23 protein-coding genes are annotated in these 24,741 nt (G+C 71.3%); 12 read left to right on the plus strand and 11 right to left on the minus strand.

Annotated features, from left to right (window positions below):
* The first annotated feature begins 197 nt into the window (after window positions 1-197).
* From ACIBH3_RS27805 to ACIBH3_RS27820, 4 genes are all read left to right on the plus strand, one after another.
* Complete coding sequence (locus tag ACIBH3_RS27805) at window positions 198-1,874, plus strand: hypothetical protein (protein WP_396314828.1); 1,677 nt, start codon at window positions 198-200, stop codon at window positions 1,872-1,874.
* Between the two features lie 5 nt (window positions 1,875-1,879).
* On the plus strand, window positions 1,880-3,496 hold the full coding sequence (locus ACIBH3_RS27810) for a hypothetical protein (protein ID WP_396314829.1): 1,617 nt from the start codon (window positions 1,880-1,882) through the stop codon (window positions 3,494-3,496).
* 54 nt (window positions 3,497-3,550) lie between these two features.
* The gene (locus ACIBH3_RS27815; RefSeq protein ID WP_396314830.1) at window positions 3,551-3,805 is read left to right on the plus strand and encodes a hypothetical protein; all 255 of its coding nucleotides are present in this window, start codon (window positions 3,551-3,553) and stop codon (window positions 3,803-3,805) included.
* An 85-nt stretch (window positions 3,806-3,890) separates the two neighbouring features.
* On the plus strand, window positions 3,891-5,249 hold the full coding sequence (locus ACIBH3_RS27820) for a hypothetical protein (protein WP_396314831.1): 1,359 nt from the start codon (window positions 3,891-3,893) through the stop codon (window positions 5,247-5,249).
* 153 nt (window positions 5,250-5,402) lie between these two features.
* Here the strand turns inward: ACIBH3_RS27820 and ACIBH3_RS27825 are convergent, their stop codons facing one another.
* The 5 genes from ACIBH3_RS27825 to ACIBH3_RS27845 all read right to left on the minus strand — a co-directional run bounded on the left by ACIBH3_RS27825 (window position 5,403) and on the right by ACIBH3_RS27845 (window position 9,994).
* On the minus strand, window positions 5,403-7,322 hold the full coding sequence (locus tag ACIBH3_RS27825) for a M48 family metalloprotease (RefSeq protein ID WP_396314832.1): 1,920 nt from the start codon (window positions 7,320-7,322) through the stop codon (window positions 5,403-5,405).
* Window positions 7,319-7,930: an RNA polymerase sigma factor gene (locus tag ACIBH3_RS27830; protein ID WP_396314851.1), complete on the minus strand. Its 612-nt coding sequence runs from the start codon at window positions 7,928-7,930 to the stop codon at window positions 7,319-7,321. The genes ACIBH3_RS27825 and ACIBH3_RS27830 overlap by 4 nt, the downstream gene beginning before the upstream one ends.
* Before the next feature lies 1 nt (window position 7,931).
* The gene (locus ACIBH3_RS27835; RefSeq protein ID WP_396314833.1) at window positions 7,932-8,177 is read right to left on the minus strand and encodes a hypothetical protein; all 246 of its coding nucleotides are present in this window, start codon (window positions 8,175-8,177) and stop codon (window positions 7,932-7,934) included.
* A gap of 440 nt (window positions 8,178-8,617) precedes the next feature.
* Window positions 8,618-9,421, minus strand: coding sequence for a hypothetical protein (locus tag ACIBH3_RS27840; RefSeq protein WP_396314834.1), 804 nt, complete (start codon window positions 9,419-9,421; stop codon window positions 8,618-8,620).
* Window positions 9,422-9,487: 66 nt separating this feature from the next.
* On the minus strand, window positions 9,488-9,994 hold the full coding sequence (locus ACIBH3_RS27845; RefSeq protein ID WP_396314835.1) for a SigE family RNA polymerase sigma factor: 507 nt from the start codon (window positions 9,992-9,994) through the stop codon (window positions 9,488-9,490).
* A gap of 479 nt (window positions 9,995-10,473) precedes the next feature.
* Here ACIBH3_RS27845 and ACIBH3_RS27850 point away from each other — a divergent pair, with 479 nt between their 5' ends.
* Window positions 10,474-11,793 carry a M64 family metallopeptidase gene (locus ACIBH3_RS27850; RefSeq protein ID WP_396314836.1) on the plus strand — a complete coding sequence of 440 codons (1,320 nt, stop codon included), beginning with the start codon at window positions 10,474-10,476 and terminating at the stop codon, window positions 11,791-11,793.
* A gap of 288 nt (window positions 11,794-12,081) precedes the next feature.
* Here the strand turns inward: ACIBH3_RS27850 and ACIBH3_RS27855 are convergent, their stop codons facing one another.
* Entirely contained in the window at window positions 12,082-12,393 is a 312-nt protein-coding gene (locus ACIBH3_RS27855; RefSeq protein ID WP_396314837.1) for a hypothetical protein, read from the minus strand.
* 364 nt (window positions 12,394-12,757) lie between these two features.
* On the opposite strand from ACIBH3_RS27855, the gene bla reads away from it, so the two are divergent.
* The gene (bla, locus tag ACIBH3_RS27860; protein WP_396314838.1) at window positions 12,758-13,666 is read left to right on the plus strand and encodes a class A beta-lactamase; all 909 of its coding nucleotides are present in this window, start codon (window positions 12,758-12,760) and stop codon (window positions 13,664-13,666) included.
* Between the two features lie 147 nt (window positions 13,667-13,813).
* Here the strand turns inward: bla and ACIBH3_RS27865 are convergent, their stop codons facing one another.
* Entirely contained in the window at window positions 13,814-14,380 is a 567-nt protein-coding gene (locus tag ACIBH3_RS27865; RefSeq protein WP_396314839.1) for a hypothetical protein, read from the minus strand.
* 194 nt (window positions 14,381-14,574) lie between these two features.
* Here ACIBH3_RS27865 and ACIBH3_RS27870 point away from each other — a divergent pair, with 194 nt between their 5' ends.
* The 3 genes from ACIBH3_RS27870 to ACIBH3_RS27880 all read left to right on the plus strand — a co-directional run bounded on the left by ACIBH3_RS27870 (window position 14,575) and on the right by ACIBH3_RS27880 (window position 17,071).
* Window positions 14,575-15,468: an RNA polymerase sigma-70 factor gene (locus tag ACIBH3_RS27870; RefSeq protein ID WP_396314840.1), complete on the plus strand. Its 894-nt coding sequence runs from the start codon at window positions 14,575-14,577 to the stop codon at window positions 15,466-15,468.
* 48 nt (window positions 15,469-15,516) lie between these two features.
* Window positions 15,517-16,320 carry an SDR family oxidoreductase gene (locus tag ACIBH3_RS27875; protein WP_396314841.1) on the plus strand — a complete coding sequence of 268 codons (804 nt, stop codon included), beginning with the start codon at window positions 15,517-15,519 and terminating at the stop codon, window positions 16,318-16,320.
* 205 nt (window positions 16,321-16,525) lie between these two features.
* Window positions 16,526-17,071 carry a DinB family protein gene (locus ACIBH3_RS27880; RefSeq protein WP_396314842.1) on the plus strand — a complete coding sequence of 182 codons (546 nt, stop codon included), beginning with the start codon at window positions 16,526-16,528 and terminating at the stop codon, window positions 17,069-17,071.
* 513 nt (window positions 17,072-17,584) lie between these two features.
* Here ACIBH3_RS27880 and ACIBH3_RS27885 read toward each other — a convergent pair.
* Window positions 17,585-18,010, minus strand: coding sequence for a hypothetical protein (locus ACIBH3_RS27885; protein ID WP_396314843.1), 426 nt, complete (start codon window positions 18,008-18,010; stop codon window positions 17,585-17,587).
* Between the two features lie 476 nt (window positions 18,011-18,486).
* The gene (locus ACIBH3_RS27890) at window positions 18,487-19,125 is read right to left on the minus strand and encodes a TMEM175 family protein (protein ID WP_396314844.1); all 639 of its coding nucleotides are present in this window, start codon (window positions 19,123-19,125) and stop codon (window positions 18,487-18,489) included.
* A 639-nt stretch (window positions 19,126-19,764) separates the two neighbouring features.
* Between ACIBH3_RS27890 and ACIBH3_RS27895 the strand changes: the two genes are divergently transcribed.
* From ACIBH3_RS27895 to ACIBH3_RS27905, 3 genes are all read left to right on the plus strand, one after another.
* On the plus strand, window positions 19,765-21,255 hold the full coding sequence (locus ACIBH3_RS27895; RefSeq protein WP_396314845.1) for a HEAT repeat domain-containing protein: 1,491 nt from the start codon (window positions 19,765-19,767) through the stop codon (window positions 21,253-21,255).
* Between the two features lie 160 nt (window positions 21,256-21,415).
* Complete coding sequence (locus ACIBH3_RS27900) at window positions 21,416-21,559, plus strand: hypothetical protein (protein ID WP_396314846.1); 144 nt, start codon at window positions 21,416-21,418, stop codon at window positions 21,557-21,559.
* 123 nt (window positions 21,560-21,682) lie between these two features.
* Window positions 21,683-22,156: a carboxymuconolactone decarboxylase family protein gene (locus ACIBH3_RS27905; protein ID WP_396314847.1), complete on the plus strand. Its 474-nt coding sequence runs from the start codon at window positions 21,683-21,685 to the stop codon at window positions 22,154-22,156.
* A gap of 153 nt (window positions 22,157-22,309) precedes the next feature.
* Here the strand turns inward: ACIBH3_RS27905 and ACIBH3_RS27910 are convergent, their stop codons facing one another.
* Window positions 22,310-22,993 (minus strand): hypothetical protein, encoded by a 684-nt coding sequence (locus ACIBH3_RS27910; protein WP_396314848.1) that lies wholly within the window; start codon window positions 22,991-22,993, stop codon window positions 22,310-22,312.
* A gap of 26 nt (window positions 22,994-23,019) precedes the next feature.
* Window positions 23,020-24,273 carry an Ig-like domain-containing protein gene (locus tag ACIBH3_RS27915; RefSeq protein ID WP_396314849.1) on the minus strand — a complete coding sequence of 418 codons (1,254 nt, stop codon included), beginning with the start codon at window positions 24,271-24,273 and terminating at the stop codon, window positions 23,020-23,022.
* Between the last annotated feature and the right edge of the window lie 468 nt (window positions 24,274-24,741).

A 24,741-nucleotide genomic window follows, 5' to 3' on the forward strand; every position in this document is an offset into this window, starting at 1 on the left:
CCCGGCGGCTTCGACCCGGGGCAGCACAACCCGCCGCTCTCGTACGGAGTCCGGGGTGACAGTGCGGCCGGGGACGGCGTGATCGGCCGCAGTGAGCGGCGCCCGGCGACCCCGGGCCCGCGGGGGGCAGAACCCGGGTGGGAGCCGCCCGGGCGCGGAATCGCCGCGGCGCGGCGTGACGGAGGACGGTGAGGAAGGTGCCGATCAAACCACCGGAGTCGCAGGACGAGCCGAGCGGGTTCGATCCGGGGCAGGCGAGTCCGCCGATCAGGTTCGGGGTGTTCGGGGACAGTCAGGTCGGGCCGGGGCTGCTGGGCAGCAGCGGCAAGGCCGCGGGGGGCGTGGACGGCGGGATCGAGAGCGGGGCGGGCGTACTGGGCGTCAACACTGCGGTGCGGGGCATCGGGGTGCACGGTACCTGCCGTCAGGGCACCGGGGTGGTGGGCAAGGGGGGCGGTAGCTTCCCGGGTGTGTTGGGCTTCTCGGAGACGGGACCGGGCGTCACAGGCTCAAGCTCCGAAGGCACGGGCGTCAAGGGGGTGAGCGACGCCGACGACGCCGGGGTGTCCGGCACGAGCGCCCGAGGCGTCGGCGTGGCGGGGGAGAGCGGTGGTTCGGAGTCGGGGCTGTCCGGCCGGAGTGCCCAGGGCGTCGGCGTGGACGGGACGGGCGGTCCCAACGGCGCGGGTGTGGTGGGGGCGGGGACCAACGCGTCCGGCGTGTTCGGGCAGAGCGTCAAGGGGTCAGGGGTGGCCGGAAGCAGCGTCCAGGGTGTCGGGGTGGAGGGGCGCGGAGGACCGACTGCCGCCGGGGTGTCGGGCACCGCGAGCGGCGGCCCGGGCGTGTCGGGCAGCAGCACACAGGGACCGGGGGTGGCGGGAACGAGCAGCCAGGGCCCCGGGGTGACCGGGCGCGGCGATCACACCGTGGGGGTGAGCGGAATCTGCGACGAGGGCGTCGGTGTGAAGGCGGACAGCGCCATGGGCACCGCCGTGAGCGCGACCGCCGGCACGGGGACGGGGGTGAGCGCGACCGCCGGCACGGGGATCGCCGTGACCGCGACCAGCACCACGGGAACGGGGGTGAACGCCGTCAGTTCCAGCGGCACCGGGATGATCGCCAAGAGCACCAGCAGTACCGGGATCTCCGCGTCGAGTTTCGACGGTATCGGCATCATCGGATCCGCCGGTCACTCCGAGAGCGGAGGCTTCGGATTCGGCTTCCTCCCCAACCGCGCTCCCGGTGTGCTCGGCACCAGCTTCTTCGGTGCGGGTGTCGACGGCTTCAGCGCCGAGGCCACCGGCGTCATCGCCTCCGGCGACATAGGGCTGTCTGCCTCCGGCCGCACGGCCGGGGCGGACATCCGCGGCGACCTGCGCCTCACCGGCCGGCTGGTGAACATGGGGGCGGCGACGTTCGAGGTCGATCATCCCTTGAGTCCGGCGGACCGGACGCTGTCGCACGCGTTTGTGGCGTCGTCGGAGATGAAGAACGTCTACGACGGCGTGATCACTCTGGACGACGCGGGCCGGGCCACGGTGCGGATGCCTGACTGGTTCGACGCGTTGAACACGGCCTTCCGCTACCAGTTGACCGCGGTGGGCGCACCGGCCCCGGGCCTGTACGTGAGCCGCAAGCTGTCCGGCAACAGCTTCGAGATCGCGGGCGGTGATCCGGGCCTTGAGGTCAGCTGGATGGTGACGGGTGTGCGGGCGGACGCCTGGGCGCGGGCGAACCCGGTGGCGGGCGAGGCAGAGAAGGTCCCGGAGGAGCGCGGGTTCTTCCTGCACCCGGAGGCTCACGGCCAGGCCCCGGAGCTCGGGATCGCCGCGGTGCGGCACCCGGATCACCCGGCATCGACGGAGGAGGGCTGAGCATCATGCCGATCAAGCCACCGGAGTCGCAGGACGAGCCGAGCGGGTTCGATCCGGGGCAGGCGAGTCCGCCGATCAGGTTCGGGGTGTTCGGGGACAGTCAGGTCGGGCCGGGGCTGCTGGGCAGCAGCGGCAAGGCCGCGGGGGGCGTGGACGGCGGGATCGAGAGCGGGGCGGGCGTACTGGGCGTCAACACGGCCGTGGAGGGCGTCGGGGTGCACGGCAGTTGCCGGGCGGGGACGGGTGTCTCCGGCCGCGGGGGTGGCGAGGGCCCGGGCGTCGCCGGGGTCGCGGAGGCCGGTCCGGGAGTGTCGGGCTGGAGCGGCACCGGGCCGGGGGTCACCGGGAGCAGCGCCGCCATCGGGGTGTACGGCGAGAGCAGGAACGACGACACGACCGGGATCGTCCACATGGAACCGTCGCGCAGCATCGGGGTGATGGCGGTGGGCGAGGTTGGACTTCGGGCTGTCGGTGCCGCCCTTGCGGCCGAGTTCGAGGGTGACGTCCACGTGTCGGGCAGTGTCACGCTCGTGGACAGCGCCGGGCTGGTCACCGGCCTGTCTGCCGGACCGCGCCGCGCCGTCGGCGTGCCGGCCGGCCACCAGGAGCTGCGAGCACCCCGGGCCGCCGCAGACCCGGCCCTGAGCGTGCAGCACTCCCCGGCCGCCGAATTGCGAGCGCGCTCTGACGGCGGCCTGGATCTCAACCTGCTGTTCCCGGACCGACCGACGCTGCCCGCCCTCTCGGTCATCGGTCCCGCCGGCAGGGTGGGCATCGGCACGGCCGCCCCCGCCGCGGCACTGGAGATCAACTGCGGTGCCACCGACGACCTGGCCCTGCACCTCGTCTCCTCCGGCGCCGGCTGGGGCTCCGGGCTCCAGCTCAGCAACACCGCGAGCCGCCAGACCTTCGGAATGTATGCAGGCAGCGACGGAACGTGGCACTTCACGGCCTCCGGGACCGATCTGCTGACGATCCGTGACGAACAGGGCGGCGTGGACGTGAGACGCCGGATGCGGGTGCGCCAAGGGGCGGACCTTTCGGCGGGGATCTGGTTCCACTCGACCAACGACCGGGCGTTCGTCGGCCTGGTCGACGACACCCACGTCGGTTTCTACGGCACCGGCGGCGTGGGCTGGGGCCTGATGATGGACACCAGGAACGGCGACGTCACCGTGAAGGGCAGGCTCATCCAACTGGGTGGCGGCTCGCGGATCGACCACCCGCTGGAGCCGGCCACCAAGTACCTGTCGCACTCGTTCGTCGAGTCGCCTCGGATGACCAACATCTACGACGGCACCGTCGTCACGGACGACCGCGGCGAGGCCACCGTGGTGCTGCCCGGCTACTTCGAGGCACTCAACGGCGACTTCCGTTACCAGCTCACACCGGTCGGCAGCCTCGCCCTCGCGGCGGTGACCGAGGAGATCCGGGAGAACCGCTTCACCATCCGCACCGACCGGCCCGCGGTCACCGTCTGCTGGCAGGTGACGGGGGTGCGGCACGACCCGTGGGCCGACGCCAACCGGATCTCGGGCGAGGAGGACAAGCCCGAGGCCGAACAGCATCGCTACCCGTACCCGCAGGGCCACGGACAGCCTGTGGGCGGAATCGTCCCATGAAGCACCATCAATCCCAGCCGATCACGGGAAAGGGCGGCAGCCATGCGCGACCACATGCGGTCTCGTCTCACCGAACTCAAGCAGGAGTACCAGCACGGCGAGGCGCAGCTACGGATCCTGGTCCAGCAGGAGGCCGCGCTCCGGGAGACCCTGCTGCGCATCAGCGGGGCGATCCAGCTGCTGGAGGAACTGCTGTCGCACGATCAGGCGGAGGGCGACGGCGGGCCGCCTGATCCAGCGGGCCGGCTCGACGGTGCGAGGGCGCAGGCCGGGGCGGCCGACTCGGCAACGGTGCTCACCGTGCCGTAGCCGGGCGCGCCCGGTCGACCGCCCGGCCTCGGGATCACCACGGCCTGATCGAGTTGACGAACACCGTGAGAGGAAGGTGAGGAAGGTGCCGATCAAACCACCGGAGTCGCAGGACGAGCCGAGCGGGTTCGACCCGGGAGAGGCGAGTCCGCCGATCAGGTTCGGGGTGTTCGGGGACAGTCAGGTCGGGCCGGGGCTGCTGGGCAGCAGCGGCAAGCCGGCGGGCGACGGCGCGCAGGGTGGACTGGAGAGCGGGGCGGGCGTACTCGGCGTCAACAGAGCGGTGAAGGGTATCGGGGTGCACGGCAGTTGCCGGTCCGGGACCGGTGTCTCCGGCCGGGGCGGCGGCGAGGGGGCGGGCGTGGCCGGCACCGCCGAGAGCGGTCCGGGCGTCTTTGGGACGAGTACCGGCGGGCCGGGCGTCTCCGGCCGGGGCGGCGGCGAGGAGGCGGGCGTGGCCGGCACCGCCGAGAGCGGTCCGGGCGTCTTTGGGACGAGTACCGGCGGGCCGGGCGTCGCGGGCACGGGCGACCAGGAGGCAGGTGTCACCGGAACGAGTGCCGCTGCGCCGGGGGTGGAGGGCCGGAGTACCGACGGGCCCGGCCTGTTGGGGATCAGCGAGCACAACGTCGGTATCCGCGGCGTGGGGGGCGGGGACGGATCCGGGGTCATCGGCGCCTGCACGGGGAGTGCTCCAGGGGTGTTCGGGTCGAGTTCCGACGGTTCGGGCGTCGAGGGGAACGCGGACGGTGAGGCCGCGGGTGTCGTGGGCAGGTCGGAGGCGGGGCCGGCGGTGTTCGGCGTGAGCACCGTCAACGTGGGGGTGCGGGGCGAGTCGGGCACGGGGATTGCTGTGACGGGCGAGGGCCAGGTGGGCGTCCTCGCCCGGGGTGACACGGGCCTGATCGCCGTCGGGTCCTTTAAGGCAGCCGACTTCGATGGCGACGTCCACGTGTCGGGCAGCATCACCGTGACCGGCAGCATCAACAAGTCCGCCTGCAGCTTCCGGATCGACCATCCGCTGGATCCGGCGAACCGGGTGCTGGAGCACTGCTCGGTGGAGTCGTCGGAGCGGAAGAACGTGTACGACGGCACGGTGACGCTGGACGGAACGGGCGAGGCCACGGTCACGCTGCCGGGGTGGTTCGCGGCGTTGAACGGCAGGCTCTGCTATCAGCTGACGCCGCTGGACGGTCCCGCGCCCGAACTGCACGTGGTGCGCCGTGGGGACGGCGGGAGTTTCGATGTCCGGGGTGGGGCGCCGGGCGCGGAGGTGTGCTGGCAGGTGACCGGGGTGCGGCAGGACGCGTGGGCTCGGGCCAACCCGTTGGTGGCCGAGCAGGACAAGCCGTCCGAGCAGCGCGGACACTTCATCACGCCGGACGCGCACGGCCGGCCTCCGGGCCTCTCGATCACCGGGCTCCTGCACCGGGGCCTGACCTGAGGCCGGCGCCGGGCGGCCCTGCGCGGATCCGCCCGGCCGGGCGTGCTCCTGAGCCACAACATCCGCTCTGCGATCGAGGCGTTGCGACGAACAATTGAATGGCCGGAGCACCACACCCTTCGCCGTCCCGCGCACGGCCTTTCCGCGGCGGCTTCAGCGGCGGGTGAGGGGGCCGATGGTGAGCGGCGTCGCGGGGATCGACGGGAGGCCGGTCCCAGGACGGGGAGGGGGTATCAGGAGCGTCGGCGATCCTCTTAGCAACGGGCCCGATGGCGAATCGCTCGGGGCGTGACCGGTTCCGCCGCCGACCCCGTCGGAGGTGCCGCTCCGGGTCGTGTCGTGCCTCAGCCCCTTCCCGCCCTCGCTCCAGGAGACACCCAGACCGAGCAGGACGCTGCCGGCGATCACGGCCAGGGTCGCGTTCCTGAGCACGGAGACCAGGCGGCCGGTCTCCTCCGGGAGCTCCTCCTCGACCTTGCCCATGACGAAGCCGGGCGCCGCGGACTTGGAGGGGATCCGGCATGCGGGCGTCCGGTCGCTGAGCCCCAGCTCCGTCAGGCGCAGCGTCAGCCAGGCCGTGTGGTCCGGCCGGTGCACCGCCTCCCTGACCCACGCCGTCACGTCCTGCGGCGGCGTGCCGTCGGCCGGGTCGGCCATGGCGCCGCCCGTCCAGTCGATGCGCCAGGACGCGCCGCATCCGGAGACGAGCAGGGCCGACACGAGTGCGGCCACGGCGGTGGTGAGAAGCGCCAGCGGGTCGTCGTCGCGCCGCAGCTCGCGCGGCAGGCGCGAGGCGAGAGCCCGGGCCAGCGGCATGCGGTCGCCGGCGTCGAGCACCGCGATCACCCTCCGCAGGGACAGCGAGTCGGGTCCGCCGCCGGCCACGTCGTCCACCGCCCTCATCAGCGGCCCGATCAACCGCACGGCCCGCCGCCGCGCCAGCAGCGCCACCCAGTCCTGCCAGGGCACGAGCTGCGTGTCGCGGAGCTCGGGAAGCAACCGGAGGAGGTCGTTCTCGTACAGCGCGTCCGGCAGCAGGTTCCCGCCCGGGGCGGTGACCGCGCCGGGCGGCCCGGGCTCGGCACCCGCCGCCCTGATCCGGGTGCCGAGGTCGGCGTGCGGGGCGTCGCAGGCCGAGTGCCCGGGGCGCTCGGCCGCCCGCGCCCGCAGGTGCGCGAGGTGGGGCTTCATCTCGGGGGAGGCCGCCATCGCGGCGAACATCCGGAAGGGGTCGTCGGGGCGCCGGCCCGCCGGCCCGCGACTGCGCTCCAAGAACGCGTCCCGGAAGGCCGGCCAGGTGAGTTCGACGACGGCCCTGGTCCGCAGGGCGTCCGCCAGGTGGCGCGCCCCGCACAGCCGCACGGCCTCCCTGTCGGCCTCGGCTTCCTGCCGCCTGCGGGTGGGACCGGTGATCATGCGCGCGAACCTGCCGTAGCCCGCGACGAACAGCAGCGGGAGCCCGCGGTACTGCCGTACCAGGCCGTTCGCCTGGCTCATCCGCTTGAGCGAGTGCTTCGCGATCCGCAGGCTCGTGTCGAGTCTGAGGGTGAAGGCGCGGGACCGGCTGTGGCCGAGGGCGAAGTGCGCGAGCTCGTGGGTGAGGACCGCCCGCAGCTGGTCCCGTGTCAGTACCGCCAGCAGCGGCAGTCCGACGACCAGGCAGCGGTTCCCCGTGGCCAGGCCGAGGAAGCGGGTGTCCGTCTCGATGACGGCGGCATTGGCGTCGGTGGTGAACCTGATCAGCGCGGGCGTCTCGGTGCCGAGGTCCGCAGCCATGTCCCGCACGAGCGCGTACAGCCGCGGCGCCGAGCGGGCATCGGCCAGGACCTCCTCCTGCGGCGTGTCGGTGGTGTGGAAGAGCGTCCGGCACGCGGCGTCCGCCAGCGCGACCGCGAGGGGGGCCGTCCCCGCGCAGGCCATGAACGCCTGGGCGGGGAACGGCTGGTCGGTGCACATGGTCAGCCACAGCGCCGTGCCGAGGACGGCGAGCCAGAGCAGGGTCCCGCCGACGACCAGCACGTAGAAGCCGAGCAGCACCGCCGCGGCCGTCACGACGCGCACCCTGTGGGTCACTGCCGGCCTCCCTCGGCGAGCCACTGCGCCCGCAGGCCGAGCGCGAGCCACGTCTCGGCTTCGCGCAGCCGGGCGGCGATCGGGTCGCTGCCGTTCGCGCTGTCGAGCCAGTCACCGCAGGAGTCGATCTCGGGCGGGATGTTCAGCAACTCCCGCAGCTTCTGTCTGGCGTAACGGAGGTTGGACCTGACGGTGGAGTCCGACATGCCCAGGCAGGTGGCGATCTCCTGGCTCGTCAGCCCGCGGGTCACGAGGTCCACCACCTGGCGCTGACGGGTCGGCAGGTGGTTGAGGGCGCCGAACACGGTGAGGACGTGATCGCGCAGGTCGGTCGGGCAGGAGGCGGGGAGCGGCAGTTCGCCGTCGGTGCGAGGACACGAGAGGCGATTGCGCCACTTGCGGGAGTCGTCGATGAGCTTGCGGCGCATCGCCAGGGTGATCCAGGCATCCGGGTCCCTGATCGACGCCCACTGCTGCATCGCCGCGATCAGGGCCTCCTGGAGGGCGTCCTCCGCATGACACCGGCTGCCACAGAGGAAGACGCCCCGGGCGAGCAGGCGGTGCCGGTTGGCGCGGCAGTACTCGGCGAAGTCGGCGTCGGGAGTCATGTCAGCCACGGCCGGACACCTCCGTGCGGGCTGCGCTGTTCGGCGTCTCAGCGGAGCGCACGCTCAGTGCCGCGTCCCCGGAACGTTCGGTCAGTACCACGTTCGGTCCGCACTCCCGCAGGACCGAGACGAGCATCGCAGCCCGCGCCTCGTCCCTCGACCTCGCCCGCAACCAGCGGACCACCTCGCCCGCCAGCCGCAGCACTGCCAGTGCCACGACCAGTACGGCCGGTTGTTCCCAGGACATGCCGTCCCCTTCCGTCCACCACCGGCGTGTGCCGGTTGTAGGTACGACGGCCCGGAGGGCGTATCCGTGCAACGGCTCACGGCTATCGGTTCCGTGGTCCCTTCGTCGGGGCACCACGGCCCCCACCGCACCAGCCCACCTGCCCCCCGGCCCTGCCCCGCCGTTCTCCCACCGCGTGCCACGAGCGTCGCGCGGAGCCAGCCTCCCCCGCACCGCGTCGCGGCATGCGGGCGCCCAGGACCGTACGGGGGCTCGGGTAGCGCACACGGGCGCACGGGCGGCACGACCGTGAGCCTGTTGACGTTCCGGGGGGTGCGCAGCTGCGGTGTGGGCTGGTGCGTGGGCTGGGGTGGCTGGCCTACTCGTCCCGCGGCAAGCGTTCTCACCCGTGCAGACGCGGCATCCGGTCATCCCGGACCCGTCTTCGGCGTGGCAACGGATCAGCCGACGGCACCGAGGATCGGCGCCCAGGCGGCACCGGTGAGTGCCGCCACCACCTGCTGCTCGGAGAGCGGGGGAGCGGCACGGGTCGGCTTTGGTGCGTCGGCTCCACTGCCGCCGCCGGTGCTGTTCCACTGCACCAGCTGAAGCTGCGCGCCGGTCGATTTCAAGGTCACCGTCACCGTCCAGCGGTGGGCGGTGTCGGCACGAACCGGGTGCTCGGCCGCGTTCTGCTCCGACATCACCACGGCCCCGCCGGGAATCGCGGCACTGCTCGGCAGCTCGCTCAGCGTGCAGGTGTCACCTGCGGCACGCGCGGGCGTCCGCTCGCAGCTCAGCCCGTCGCCGTCCCTGAGCGGGAGCTTGAGCCGCACGGCCGAGACGCCGACCATGGCGGCGCCGTGCCCGTCGTCGACGACCAGTTCACCGTTGGCGACGTACCCGCCGGACGGATCCGAGGGGTTGTTGCTCTGCCCGGTCTCCTGGCTGAACCGGCTCCCGGGGAACGTCCCCTCCAGGGCCTCGATCATCTGGGCGCCGGTGATCGCAGAACGGGGCATCGCCAGCGCCACCGTCTCGATGTCGGATCCCGCGGAGTGGGTCCAGGCGAGCGCGCCGGGGATCACCACGCCGGCTGCCGCGATCACGGCGCAGACGCCGACCCCGGCGATGACGCCGGCGTTGCGCCGACGCCGACGGCTCCGCCCGCGCGCGACGGCTCCGCTCAGGAGCGCCGTGAGATCGGGTTCGAGGGAGTCGGTCGTGCGGTCCAGGGCATGTGCGAGGTCTGCTTCGAACGGCATACTGGCATCACCTTCTCTGTCGCTGATGGGGGCTTTGCGGCGGATTTGACCTGCGTGCACCGGTGCTCAGTGCGGAACCAGGTCGGACAGGGTGTCGCCGAGCAACGCACGCACCCTCCCGAGCGCACGGGTTCCCTGGGAGCGGACCGCACTGCTGCTCAGCCTGAGCATCTGGGCGGTCTCCTCGATGCTGCGGTCCTCCCAGTAGCGCAGCAGCAGCACCGCCCGGTCGCGGGGCGGAAGTTGGCCGAGCGCGTCCAGCAGGGTGAGCCGCAGTGCAGTGTCCGGGCCGGACGCCGCACCGTCGGGCATGTTCTCGATGGGGCGCTCGCCGGTGCTTCGCCGACGCCGCAGGCTGAGGAAGGTGCGGACCAGAACCGTCTGGGCGTAGGCCGCCGGGCTGTCCGCACCGGCCACCCGGTTCCAGTGCACGTACACCCGGCTGAGGGTTTCCTGGACCAGGTCCTCGGCAAGATGCGCGTCGCCGGCCGCGAGGACGTACGCCGAGCGGTACAGCGCCTTCGCCCTCGCGGCCACGAACTCCAGGTACTCATCCTCCTGTGCTGATTTCACTCGGTCCCCGCCTGTTCTCTTGCTTCGTGATCCCCGTGCATACCCCTCATGACTACGTGAGGCGTCAGGATGTCGCGCGGCGGGGCGACTTCTCCTTCACCGCTGCGGTCCGCGACGAGGCATCGGCGTGGCACCGTACCGGCACGGTCCAGGAGTGCAGGCGGGGCGGAGGCGAGGCGGTGCCTCCACGGCGCCCGCCCTTTGTGTGCCGTGGGGGCATTCCCCGGCGACCGCAGCCGTCGGTGATGTGGACGGCGCCGCCGCGGGGGAGGCGGCGGCATCCGGCGTGAACCGCTCGTGGGAAGCGGGCCGTATCCACCGGTGAGGTGGTGACCGGGCGGTGTCGCCCGGTCAGCTCGGGTCTTGTGCGCCCGTGTTGGCGGTGGGGAGCGAGGGCACGGCACAAGACCTGCGGCCCGGCACCTCCTGGAACCGCTCGTCACCGCTCCTCGCTGCCAATCGATTTCGGAGAAGCTCCCTTGCGCAACAGCAGGTTCACCTCGGTCCTCCTGACCGGCGTCACGACGCTCGCGGCCCTCGCCGTCGGCGTCGGCCCGGCGGTCGCCGCTCCGCTTGACCCGGTCGCCGTCACCGCCGCGCCGGGTGACCAGGACGTCGAGGTCTTCGCCGAGGACGGCGCCATCAGCCGGGCCAGGGTCCCTGCGGCGTCCCCCTTCGCCGCCGAGCCGTCGATGAGCGCGGCCGCCGCCGGGGACGGTGCCGTCACGAAGATCGTCGACAACGGGAGCACGGACAGCAAGCTGGACGTGGTCATGATCGGCGACGGCTACACGGCTTCGGAGCAGGCGAAGTTCCGCAAGGACGCCGCCGCGAAGTGGAAGGACATCAGCGCCGTCCAGCCCTACGCCACCTATCGAAAGCTGTTCAACGTGTGGGCCGTGGACGCCGTCTCCGCACAGTCGGGCGTCTCCGGCGACCCGAAGCAGAGCACCGTCCGCAAGACCGCCCTCGGCTCGCACTTCTGGTGCGACTCCATCGAGCGGCTGCTGTGCGTGGACATCAAGGCCGTCGACGCCTACGCTGCCAAGGCTCCGCAGGCCGACCTCGTGATCGTCGTCGCCAACACCGCCAAGTATGGTGGCGCCGGCTACGGCAGCACCCAGTCGCCGGTCGGGTACGAGGGCATCGCCACCGTGGCGGGCGGCAACGGCGCGTCCGGCCAGATCGCCGTGCATGAGACCGGCCACTCGCTGGGCAAGCTCGCGGACGAGTACGTCGCCGAGGGCCAGGAGCCCTACCGGGGCGCGGAGCCCCCGCAGCCCAACATCACCACCCTGAGCGCCGACCGGATGCGCCAGGACAAGGTCAAGTGGTATCGCTGGCTCGGGAAGACCTCGCCCGACGGCGGTACCGTCGGTGCCTACCAGGGCGCCGGCAACTACCCGTCCGGCCTCAACCGGCCGACCGACAACTCCGTGATGCGCTCCCTCGGGCGCGAGTTCAACCTCCCCGGCCGCGAGGCGATGATCGCCGGCTTCTACCGGCACGCCTCCACCGTCTCCAGCGCCACTCCCGTCACCACGCGGCTGACCGCGACCGACAGCCTCACCGTCGACCTCCCGGTCTCCGGCACCAAGCTGCGCTGGTACCTCGACGGCAAGGAGGTGACGGCCCTGCGCGACCGCAGGACGATCGCGGTCTCCGACCTTGGCCCCACCGGTCCCAAGCCCGCGGCCCACGAGCTCAAGGCCGTTGCGAACGACCCCACGTCGGCCGTCATCGACCCGGCCCTGACCCCGGCGCTGACGCGCAGCCTGGTCTGGAGCGTCACCCGCTGACCCAGGGGCGTGGACCCTTGCGTCCGAGCCGGACGGGAGGGTCCACGCCCCTCTCGGAGGCCGCACAGGCCGGGGCCCTCGCCCGTCCCGTACGCGGCTCGGCCGACTACGGGGAGCGGGGCCCGGTTCATCGGGCAGTAGCCATCCTGGTCCGTGTCCGTCGGCCCGCTTAGCGGATCGTCGTCGGGATCTCACGAGGCGCGTATGTCGGTTGACCTCGGTCGGAGCCGGCATGCGCGCGACCGCGCCGCCTGCCCGGGATCGCTGGGCAGGCGGCGCGGAGGGGTGCTACCTCTGGATCCAGACCTGCCACTTGCGGATGCCGGCGTTCCACCGGCACTCGGCGCCGTAGACGTCGGTGTGAGTGTCGAACCACCATGCCGCCCGGCGGTCGCAGTCGTACTTCCTGCCGTAGCCGTCGCCGGTGTTCCACCACTTGTACAGCACCACGTGGGACGCCGTGACGGAGGCGGCCGGGGCCGCCGGGGCGGATGCCGAGACCGCCGTCGTCGGCGCGGCTGCCTGGGCCGGTGCCGTCAGCAGGCCGAGCCCCAGACAGGCAGTCAGAGCTGCGGCAGAGGCGAGAGAGCGAATGCGCATGACCATCTCCAATCGATGCGGACGATGCTGGAACCCCGGCCACCGGACAGGCAGCGCACACCGAGACGATTGACCGGGGCAGGACGACACTGCCCTGCCCTCCTTGCGCAGACCTTGCACAAACCTTGTTCCGCTCCCCGTCGGCCGGGCCCGAGCAACCGTGCGCAGGCCCCATCGGGGGCTGGTGCCCGACTGCACGGGCTTGGTGGGCATGTGGCGGCAGGCGGCAGGCGGCAGGCGGCAGGCGGCAGGAGGGAACGGGCACGGGCGGAGCCGCGTCCTCAGAAGGGATGAATGGGCTTGAATGGTCCGAAAGGGACGGCCGTCATGCCCGGTGGCCGCACGCGCAAAGGGGAAGATGCTCATGGAACTGCGTTCGAGTCGGCGTGGGGTTCTTGCCGGGGCCGCCGCTACGGCCCTTGCCGTCGTTCTCCCGGCCGGGGGAAGGGCCTTCGCGCAGGGCACGGACGACGAGGGCATCGCTGGGCAGCTGCGCGCTCTCGAACAGGCGCATTCCGCGCGTCTGGGGGTCTTCGCGTGTGACACGGTCACCGGCAGGACCGTGCTCCACCGCGCGGACGAGCTGTTCCCGATGTGCTCGACGTTCAAGACGATCGCCGTGGCCGCGATCCTGAGGGACCTCGACCGGGACGGCGAGTTCCTCGCCAAGTGCATCCGGTACTCGGAGAAGGACGTCACGGAGTCGGGCTACGCGCCGATCACGGGCCTGCCCGAGAACCTCGTGGGCGGCATGACCGTCGCGGACCTGTGCGCGGCCGCCATCGACCACAGCGACAACACCGCGGCGAACCTCCTGCTGCGCGAGCTCGGCGGCCCGGGAGCGGTCACCCGCTTCTGCCGTTCCATCGGCGACGAGGTGACCCGGCTCGACCGGTGGGAGCCCGACCTGAACTCGGCGGAGCCGGGACGCGTGACCGATACCTCAAGCCCGCGCGCGATCGGCCGGACCTATGCCCGGCTCGCCTTGGGAGGCGCGCTCGAACCGTGGGACCGCGAGAGGCTGACCAGGTGGCTGCTCGCCAACACGACCAGCGGCGGCCGCTTCCGCGCGGGACTCCCCGAGGGCTGGACCACCGCGGACAAGACCGGTACCGGCGCCTTCGGCACGACCAATGTGGTGGGCGTGACCTGGCCGCCTGGTCGGGGATCGATCGTGATGGCGGTCCTGTCCACCAAGTTCGACGCCACCGCACCCGCCGACGAACTGCTGGTCGCCGATGCCGCCGCACTGCTGGCAGTCGCACTGGCCTGACCGCCGGCATCGACGTCGGCGCCGTGGCTGCGGTGTGCCTCGCGGACCCAGGTCGAGAGTCATCGGCCTCGTCCAGGCCGTTGGTGAGGGGACTCCGGGAGCGGGGCTGGAGCCGGTGGTGGGTGTCCCGGTTCCGGGTCACCGGTGTCAGCCTTGTCGCGTGATGACGTCTCTCAGTGCGGTGTCGAGTGCGTTGCCGTTCCACCGCTTCCGGTAGAAGTGGTGGGGTGCCAGTTGGCGGACGGTGGAGCGCAGCCAGGCGTTGTCGCCGAGGCGTTCGGCGCGCCCGAGCTCGACGACGCTGCCGAGCAGCATGTCCAGCGCCGCGATCTCGAGTGCGGGGTACCACCGGCGGTGGTGGATGAACCGGGGTACCCATACGTCGTAGGGGTGTCGGACCGTGGCGCGCAGCGTGGAGCCGTGGATCGTGATGCCGCTGTACTTGGAGAGCAGGCCGCCGGCCGGTGTGCTGAGGAAGCGGCTGCTGGTGACCGCCACCGTCAGGTCCATGAGGCGGTCCCAGGGCACCAGCCGGGGCGCGCGGCCGGTGACGCGGTGTTCGAACCCCTCGGGGAGAAGGGCGATGTAGGCCTCGCGCTGGTGGTCGCCGATGAACCACCGGCCGTCGACCCGCACCAGCGGGCCGAGGCTGTCCGCTGCGGCCGCGGACGTCGTGTCGGACGAGTGATCGGTGTGGGAGCGGTGGGCGTTCACGGTTCTCCTCGGGGCAGGCATGGACTACTCACACGCCGACCAGGCTTCCCGGCACACCTGGTGTCACCTTACATCCGGTCAGGGCGAGCTTCGCATGGGCCCGAGCGGCCCGGAGATCGCTTCCCGATCGCCGGAATGATCGATTCCCGATGGGCAGGTCCTAGATCGATACGCCTCGTCTAGCGTGTGACCCCATGGACAAGGCACAGGAGTTCGAGGCGCACCGGCCCCGGCTGTTCTCGTTGGCGTATCGGATGCTCGGGTCGGCGGTGGAGGCGGAGGACGTCGTGCAGGATGCGTACCTGCGGTGGCACGGGGCCGAGCCGGGCCAGGTCGTGGCGCCGGCGCCGTGGCTGGCCAAGGTGCTCACCAATCTGTGTCTGAACCGGCTGACCTCGGCACGCGCCCAGCGCGAGGAGTACGTCGGGCCGTGGCTGCCGGAGCCTGTGCGGACCGACTGCGGGGCACTCGGGCCGATGGAGACGGCGGAGCAGCGGGACGCGGTGTCGCTGGCGGTGCTGGTGATGATGGAGCGGTTGACGCCGCCGGAGCGGGCGGCTGTGGTGCTTCGCGACGCCTTCGACTACAGCCACCGGGACATCGCCGGCGTGCTCGACTGCTCGGAGGCGAACGCGCGGCAGCTGTACCGCAGGGCCAAACGGCATCTGACGGACGGCCGGCCGAGGTTCGTCCCCTCGCAGAAGCTGAGCGGCGAACTGTTGGCCCGGTTCCTTGAGGCGGCGGCGGAGGGGGCGATGTCGCAGTTGGAGGCGCTGCTCGCCGATCAGGTGGTCGCGTGGTCGGACGGCGGCGGCAAGGTGGGTGCGGCGCGTCGGCCGGTCGTCGGCCGGGAGATGGTGGCCCGGTTCCTGGCGGGTCTGTTCGCCCGGTGGGCGAACGGGGTGCGGATCGAGATCGTCGAGGCGAACGGCAGTCCGGTGGCGCTCGGCTGGGAGGACGGCGAGCTGACCTCGTTCGGTGCGCTGGAGGTCGGCGAGGCCGGGATCACCGGCATCCGGCTCGTCCGGAACCCGGACAAACTGGCCTTTCTGGCGAATCAGCTGCCGGAGCTGTCACAGAACCCGTGAGTCGTCGGTTCTTCATCAGTGACGGCAGGACGAGAAGGGCTGTGGCTGATGCAGAACAACGCGATCATGGTGACCGGTGCGACGGGCGTGCTCGGCCGGGAGGTGCTGGACCGGGCGCGCCGCACCGGCCTGCCGGTGCGGGCCCTCACCCGCAGGTCCGTGCTGCCGGACGACCCGGGGGTGGCCTGGTTCACCGGTGACCTGGCAACCGGCGCCGGGCTGGACGAGGCGTTCGCCGGGGTCCGCACGGTCGTCCACTGCGCGACCGACATCCGGCACTTCAAGAACGACATCCCGGCCCTCAACCGTCTGTTGGAGGCGGCGCGGCGCTCCGGGGTCGAGCACATCGTCAACATCTCGATCGTCGGCATCGACCGGATCCCGTACCCCTATTACCGGATCAAGCTGGAGGGCGAGCGGCTGCTGGCGGCCTCGGGGATCGGCTGGACCAATCTGCGAGCCACCCAGTTTCCCGAGCTGCTGAACACGGTTTTCGGGGTCCTGTCGAAGCTGCCGGTAGTCATCGTGCCGAGCGGCACCGATTGCCAGCCGGTGCACCAGGGCGAAGTGGCGGACCGGCTGGTCGAGTTGGCCCTGGGCGAGCCGGGCAAGGGAGCACCCCCGGCCGGAGGGTGGGGGAGGGTGCCGGACCTTGCCGGGCCCACGGTGTACACGGCCGACCGGCTGGCCAAGGACTGGCTGCGAGCGGCCGGCAAGCGCCGCCGCGTCCTGCCGGTCTTCATCCCGGGGAAGATCGGGGCAGGCTTCCGTTCCGGCGCCCTGACCGCACCCGATCGGGCGGTGGGCAAGCGGACCTGGGAGGAGTATCTGGCCGAGCATGTCGCCCGCTGACCTTGGTGCGACTGTTCTCAACTGACGTGCAAATCAAACCCGTTGCCGCTGAGCGCTTCACATGCGCGAGGGAGGCCGGGCTGACAGTCTGCGCGAGCGCACACTGTGCGACTCCGTGATCGGCCGATCTAGGCCATGATCTGACCTAGATGGTGCGTACTGTGTCTCTCGTCGACGGACAACACCTCACGAAGGCGGAGAGACAATGACCGAGCCCACCACCCAGCCCCGGACCCCGGCCCTCACCGGCGAGCGCGCCGACCTGCTGGAGCAGCTCGCCAAGGCGCGGTTCTTCCTGCGCTTCACCGCGAACGAGCTGACCGACGCGCAGGCCGCCGAGCGCTCGACCGTGAGCGAGCTCTGCGTGGGCGGGCTGGTCAAGCACGTCACCGGGGTCGAGAAGAGCTGGATCGGGTTCATCCTTGAAGGCCCGTCCGCTATGCCGGACTTCACCGCCATGACCGAGGAGGACTGGGCCCACCGCCAGGACAGCTTCAAGCTGCTGCCCGGCGAGACCCTGGCCGGTGCACTCGCCGACTACGCCGAGGTCGCCCGCCGCACGGACGAGCTGGTCGCCACCCTGCCCGACCTGGACGTCTCCCACCCGCTGCCGAAGGCGCCCTGGTTCGACGCCGACGCCGAGTGGTCCGCCCGCCGCGTCCTGCTCCACATCATCGCCGAGACCGCCCAGCACGCCGGTCACGCCGACATCATCCGCGAGGCCCTGGACGGCGCCAAGAGCATGGGCTGACACTTCCCGGTCACGCCCATCGAGCGGCGCTCGGCTTGCTGCGGGAGCTGACCTGAGGTCAGCTCCCGCGTCGGGCCTTCCGGTTGTACAACCGGCAGGCCCGGCACGAGCTCGGTCACCACGACGGTCTCCGCGCCCCCGGGCCGGGTATTGCGGTATCCGGCGGCTCCTTGTGGGGTCGGCGGACGTTGGCATGGCGTCTCCCGCTCCACGAACGCGGCCAAGGCGGCCAGGCCCTGCCGGGGCGGGCCATCGGGGAGAGGACCGGTTTGGCTTCTGCGGTTTCCTTTGCAGCGACCAGTCCGGGGTTGACGCAGTTCGACCGGCCAGGCGCCGACAAGGTAGCCGCCGACCGATGTATGAGAAGACCGCCGCGATCTTCCTGGCAGGACTCCTCGTCGCAGGCATTCCGGTGGTCCTCCCGCTGATCCCCGATGAGACGCTCTTGGCGGCCTGCCGGGGGCGTGGCGCCACCGGATCACCTCCGGCATCCGGGCGCCGCACGGTGTCCGGCTAGAGCCTTGCGAGGTCCTTGTGGATCACTTCGATCCCGCCATCGTGGTAGGCGGCCAGGCGCACCTTGAGCTGATGGTCCTTGGGCGCCTTGATGATCCGGTTGAGCGTTTCCCCCATGCTGCCGCCGTGGCATGGAGGCTCGGAGTTGAGGGCGGTCCAACCGTCCCCCACGTCCTTCGGGTCGTTCCACTCCACCCAGACGCAGTCGGGCTTGCCGGAGAAGGCCTGCAGCGAGATGATCTTGACTGAGTTCACCGCGCCGTCGACGCGTTCATAGATCACAGTCGCGGAATTGTGGTGGAGGCCGGTGCCGGCCTCCAGGTTGACCGTGCTGGTCACGGTGTCGGCAGCGGCCGGAGCCGCTCCTCCCGCTATAGTCGCGGCCGTCACCGCGACGGTGGCAAGCAGGGCCGGTATGCGCATCTTCCGCCTCCACGAAGCTAGTTGACGATAGCTCACCCTATCCGGATGTGCGGACGCGCACTCAGACAGCAACGTCGACCGATGGCCGGATTCGAACGTCACAGCGCGAGTGAGCGCGGGGCGCTGGACCGGCTGCTCCCTGGACCCGACACCCGCGCCGAGGCCGGACCTGGGCCGAGGGGCAGGAAGTGCAGCTGGTCGACTATGCCCGGGCTCGCCGGCATGAGCTCGTCCTCAAGCCAGCCTGCGCTACGGCGACGCGGGTGCGCTGCGGTTGGACGCTGGCTGACCAGCAGGGGTCGTCCCGGTCACCGAACCGTTCCACACCGCCGACGGGATCGCCGAGTTCACCCTGAAGCGGGGCCTGCATCTCACCGACCGCAGCGACGCGGGGCCGACTCTGCGCGGCGCCGAGCATGCCCCGACTGCCCGCCCCGGGGCCGTCGGCCCGCCGCGGCGTGCCCAGAGGCTGTCCGTCAGCCGCCGGTGGGAGTGCGCGGTCGGTTCCGGAGGAGTCGCCCGATTGCCCGCGGAATCAAGATCCACAACACCCAGGCGTACGGCGTGAGGAAGAATACCGGAATGGACAGCCCGAAGCCGAGCATCATCCCGTACAGCACCGGCTCCCCCGCCGCGACCAGCTCCGCGGGGACGTCAGGGGCGCGCAGCTGATGCGAGGTCATCCGGCGCTCCATGGCGATCACCGTGGCGTGCGCGAGGAACTGCAGCAGGGCGTAGAAACCGAACCGCAGGCCCACCGTGTCCGAGTCGTCGCCCTCCGTGGTGAGGAGCTTGGTCGCGAAGGGGTTGAGCACGATCGCCAGCAGCCAGCACGCGTTGAACGTTCGCAGCCGGGCGTCGGTGCGCTCGGTGTATCGGAAGATCCTGTTGTGCTGGCCCCAGGCGGCGGCGATCACGGCGAAGCTGATCAGGAATGCCAGGTAGTGGTCGAGGTCCTGGCGTACCGCGGAGAGGAACGCCGAGACCGTCGGCCCCTCGGGCGCCGGAAGTTCGAGGGCCAGCAGGGTGATGGCGATCGCCACCACGGCGTCGGAGAAGAAGATCATCCGATCCGCGGCGCGTTCCTCGTATCTCCGGAAATCACTCACGCTCATTGCAGCCTCTCTCGCCGGTCGGCACCATCCTCGTCGTGCGGCCGGCCGACACCGGCACCACGACACGTCAACTCGCGGACGTTGTCTCTCCGGCCGTACGCGACAGCGCTTCGGCAGCGTGCGGACGGGTCGGACGGACTTTCACTCGGCGGCCGCAAGGCGGGGGTGCCGGCCTGTGGCCGCACCGGGGTCAACCAAGCGGGAGCCTGTGGCCGCGCTGTTCTCGGCCCCGGACGATCCGTGGTGGAGGGGTTCGGATGCGGCACGCGAAGCCCTGCCCGGCCAAGGACCGTGAAGCGTGACCTGCCGGCATCGGTGGGCGTGAAATGGCCTTGCACATCCTGTTCGTCCGGACCTCTGGTCGGGAGTGGTTGCGGTGGCGTGCGGGGCGCAGCGCTGACGTGGTGGTGAAGCGTCGCGCCGAAAGTGCGGTGAAGAACGGACGCCGATCGTCATCACGGCTGCTGGGGTCCGGCCGTCGGCGGGTGGACGCTCTGGGACGGGGTTCTTGATGGCGTCGTATATGGGAGGCGTCGGGTTGGCGGGCTGAGGCACGATGTCGCGGTGAACTTCTTCCTCCGTCGTCAGCAGCCTGTCCCGTCCTCGCCGTCGTCTGCTGGTAGGGATGCGCTGGAGCGTGTGCGGCTGGCTGCTGCCGGGGCGCGGGCTCGGGACGGAGGTGCGCTCGAGGAGCTGATCGCCGCACTGCTGGCGGTCGGTTCGGCCGGGGATCGCGAAGACGCGACCGAGGCGCTGCGCGTGCTGACGGAGCGTCCGGCTCTGCTGCTGCGCCTGGATGCCTTCATACGACGGGAGTCGTGGTATTCGACGCGTCCTGCCCCCTCCCTCACCGAGGCCGACCCGGTCGCGCTCGCCCTGGCGGCCTCGCACGCCGATGGCCGCGTCCGCGAGCGCGCGGTGCGGCGGATGCTGAGCCAGCCGGACCCGGAGATGACGCCGTTTCTGGTGCTGCGGACCAGCGACTGGGTCCGGCAGGTCCGGGAGCCGGCGTGCGCGGGGCTGGCCGTGCTGCTCCATGAGAAGCCCCTGCTGGCCACCGCGGCGACCGTGCGGACGGCGCTGCTGGTCAACCGGCGCCAGCGCGGCTCCTTCGCCCTCGGTCAATTGCTCGCCTCGCTGCTGGCAGAGTCGGGCACAGCCCTGTGCGGAAGGCTTCTCACCGCCCCCGAGCCGGTTGTGCGGCGCTTCGCTCTCGACGCCACCGTGCAACGCCTGCGGCTTCATGACCTCGCCGCCCTCGCCGAGAGCGACCCCGACCGTCAGGTCAGGGCCCGGGCCGCCGAGGCCGCCGCCCGGCAGGCGGTCTGGACCGACCAGGTCGGGCTGCTCCATCGCCTGGCCCGCAACCGCCACGCCGAGGTCCGGATCACCGCCCTCACAGGGCTGATGCGCACCGGTTCCCCGCAGGACGTGGTGCCGTTCCTCGACGACCCGTCCGCAATGATCCGAGCCCTGGCTCGAGAAGCGGCACGCTGCACCGGTACGGATTCACCGGCGTACTACCGCGCGGCGGTCCAGGCCGCCGTGCCACGGGTCGGGGCGATCGGTGGGCTCGCCGAGATCGGCAGCCGGGCCGACGGCCCACTGCTTACCGCCCTGCTGGACAACCCGGCCCCTCAGGTCCGCGTCCACGCGCTGCGCGCCCTGCGGAGCCTCGACGCGGTGCCCGTGCCCCGGGTCATGGTGCTGCTGCGGGACGGCTCCACCGCTGTGGTCAAGGAAGCCGCCGCCACCCTCGCCCCAAGTGCCACTCACCTGCCCGCCGACCAGTTGTGGGACATGCTTTCCGACCCGCACCGGCCGGCGGTCCGACGGGCCGGTTACCGGCTGCTGAACCGGCACGACCGCCTCACCGCACTGCGCGCCGCCCTCGTCCTGAGCGCTGATTCCCACCCCCGACTCGCCGCCCAGGCCAGGACCGACGCCACCACACAGATCCGCACCCTGGCCCCGGACCCCTGGCGCACCCGCCCGGTCCCGTCCCTCGACGCAGGCCCCGCACAGGCCGCCGAACTGCTCGCCCTGGCGGAGCAGCGGTGTGCCGAGATCACCGAGGGCGTGGTCCAACTGCTGCGTAACGTACTTCGCCGGGTGCCTGGCAGTCGGTAGCCGAGACGGGCGGGCGCACACCAGTCGGCCGACTCGCTGTGCTGTGCCACGAACCGACCGACTTGGGCTGCTCGTCGACAGCATCTGGCGCCTCGACAGTTGCGACGTCGGCGAGGTGAACCTCGAATCTGCGGTGAAGGTGATGGGGAGCATTGCCTAGATGCTGAAGGATCTGCCGCCGGAACAGGTCGACCGGCTCCTGCTGGGGCACCGAAGCCTGGCCGAGGCCGAGACTGATCGCGGCCGACAGGAGTTCCTGGAGGCGTTCGCCCATGCCCGCGGTCTGACCGACGAAGAGTCCTGACGGCGCGCGCCCCTGCCGCAGCACAGCAGAGGTGATGCACGTCACGGGACGTCCGTGTCACAACTCGGTGAGCTGCCGTGTCATAGGTGTGGAACCGTCCAGACAACGGCAATGGAGCGCATCGTGGAAGCACGCCTGAACCCCTTCACCAACCCGGTCCTGGGCAAGGTCTTCAAGCACATCATCGCCGCCGGCAAGGTGCTCGAGGGCTCGACCTTGCCGGCCTCGACTCAGGAGCTGGTCAAGCTCCGCGCCAGCCAGATCAATGGCTGCGGCTTCTGCACCGACATGCACTTCAAGGACGCCGTGCACGCCGGGGAGTCCGCGGAACGCCTCAACCTGGTTGCGGCTTGGCGGGAGGCCACGGTGTTCACCGAGGCCGAGCGCGCGGCGCTGGAGCTGGCGGAGGAGGCCACTCGCATCGCCGATGCGGCGGGCGGCGTCCCGGACGAGGTCTGGGCGAACGCCGCCAAGCACTACGACGAGGAGCAGCTCGGCGCCCTGGTGGGTGTCATCACCGTCATCAACGCCTTCAACCGCGGGAACGTCATGCTCCAGATGCCCGCCGGCGACTACCAGCCCGGCCAGTTCGGGTGACCAGGGTGCCGTCCGAGGCGACCGGGTCCGCCCTGGACCCGGTCGGCGGCTGCACCCCGGTCGGCGGTGACCCCAGGAGCCTCAGCCGCACCGCGTTCTGACACACCCGAAACGGCCGACCCCGGGCCGGTGAGAACCGTTCTGGGCACCTGGTCAGTTCCACCGAGGGGCCGGCCTCGCCGCCGACACCCCTGTCGGCGGCGTCAGCTGGCTTCCCCGCGGCAGCTGGGCCGTGATCAGGAAGCGGGTCGGTGGGGGCGCGCGGCGTGTTCGAGGGCGGGCTGGAGTGCGTCGCGGCTCATGACGGAGCGGCCCGGGACGTCGAGGTCGATGGCGCGCCTGTGCAGGTCGGCCCTGGTGAGCTCGGAGAGCTGGTGCTTTCCGGTGGCGCTGGTGCGCTCGGCCCCGCTCCTGCCAGATGTGGTCCTGGCGGAAGTGCTCTTCGTTCCGCCGGCCCGGGGGAGTCCCCGGCGGGCTGGACCGCTTCGGAGCCGTCGCCGGGGTAGTCACCGGCGCAGACCTGCCGGGCCGTCCCGTCGATGATGTCGGGCAGGATCGCGGTCCCCTCGGCGTAGGGGACGCGTCGGCGGCGGCGATGCCCTCGGCGGTGGCGAGCGCGAAGGCGTGGACGAGCCCGGTCATCGCGTGCCAGAACGCGTCCGAAAGGGCGATGTCGTAATTGGCGGCCGGCCGGGGTCGGTGCCCAGATGCAGGCACCGCCCCCGATCGGCGCGAGGGCGGCGAGGTGCTTCTCGTACAGCTACTCGGGTCCGCTGTGCAGGACGACCATGGCGGGCCCGCCGATGAGGTCGGTCGGGACTCTGTCCTGCTGATCACCGGTGGTGTGCACGGGTGGGTGGGATCTACCAGTTCGCCCAGGGGAGGTTCCAGCCGCCGAGTCCGTTGTCGGGGGAGACGGTCTTCTCCTTCGAGTTGACGATCTTGACCACGTCGCCGATCAGCGAGTCGTTGAAGTACGTTCCCGCGACGGAGGTGTCGCTGCCGCCCTCGACGTCCTTGAGCGCGACGCAGCCGTGGCTGGTGTTCGCCTTGCCGAACGGGTTGCCCTTGTACCAGTAGTTGCCGTGGAGGTAGGTGCCGGTTCTGGTCAGCCGCATCGCGTGCGGGACGGCGGGGATGTCGTACTCGCTGCCGAGGCCGACGGTCCGGGAGTTCATGTGGGTGACCTTCTCCTTGGACATGATCACCATGGTGCCGCCCCACGACGGGTGCTTCTCGTCGCCGAGAGTGGCGGGCACGGTGGTGGACTTGCCGTCCCGGACGATCGTGAGCTGGTGCGTGGCCGCGTCCGCGGTCGAGGTTTGGGAGCGGCCGATGGTGAACGGTTCGTCCTTGTCGATGTCGCCCCAGACGCCGGGGGAGACCTCGACGTTCTTCAGCCGGTAGTGGATGGTGACCTTGGTGCCCGGCTTCCAGTACTCGGCAGGGCGGAAGTCGAGCCGGTCGTCGCCGAACCAGTGGCCCTTCACCTCGGTGGCGTTGTCCGTCTCGAAGGTGATCGCCTTGGCGACGGCGTCCTTGTTCGTGATCTTCGTGCCGAAGTCCACCTTGACGATCATGCCTACGCCGTAGGTCTGGCCGTCTCCGATGTTGTCGTTGGTGGACGCCCGCTTGTCGGGCGCCAGTGTGGTGAAGGCGGTGGTGGAGGCGGCTACGAGGCCGTCGGCGTCCTTTGCCTGGGCGTTCACCGTGTATCTCGTGCCGGGTGCGAGCGCGGCGGCGGGCTTCCAGCCGGTGCCGTCCGGGGCGAGCGAGCCCGGGACGGGCTTGCCGTCCTTGTCGCTCACGTCGACCGCGGTGAGCTTCCCGTGGGAGACGGACACCCGCAGTGCGTTCGGCGCCACGCCCTGGGCTCCGTCCTTCGGCTGGACGTCCAGCACCGCGGCCGACGTCCTCGGCTCGCTCGCGGCCGCTGTCCCGCCGGAGACGGCGGTGCCCGCCGCCTCAGCCGCTTCACGGCCCCTGCCCTCCTGGTCTCGGCCGTCGTTGCAGGCCGCGGTCAGCAGCAGTACCCCGCCCATCGTCAGTGCCACCGCACCGCGGTGGAATCGGTCGGTGGTGCGTATCGCGGCCCGGGCCGCTCGAACAGTGCTCACAGGTGCTCCCTCTCGGTGTCCGCCGACAGCGTGTCCGCTGGTCCGCCCACGCCACAACGGTGGGCGTGGAATCAGGGACGCGGGAACGCCATTACCTGCTTTGACCTGGGAAGACGTAGCATTCCTGGGACGCGCTCAAGGGACGCGGGAACGGCATGGACAGCGAGGCAGCGGTTCTCGTCGCGGTGATCCGGCCGCTGGGGGTACGGCGGCGCCGAGCGCGACCGCTGCTGGCGGCCCACGTCACGGGCTGCGATCACGGCGGGGCTCAGGAGCGGGCGGGCAGTCGGAACGGTGTCAGAGGGGATGGGGGAATTGAGGGAGACGAACGAGGTCACGCAGCTGCTTCTGGAGCTGAAGAGCCGTTCAGGGCTGTCAATCCCCTGGTTTCGTAGAGGCCTTCCTATGCAGCCAGTCCCTCGTTCAGGCGACCGGCTCGTGCCTCGCTGATGATCCGTTCGAACTCCG

The organism is Kitasatospora sp. NPDC050543 (genome assembly GCF_044457565.1).
Classification (GTDB): Bacteria; Actinomycetota; Actinomycetes; order Streptomycetales; family Streptomycetaceae; genus Kitasatospora.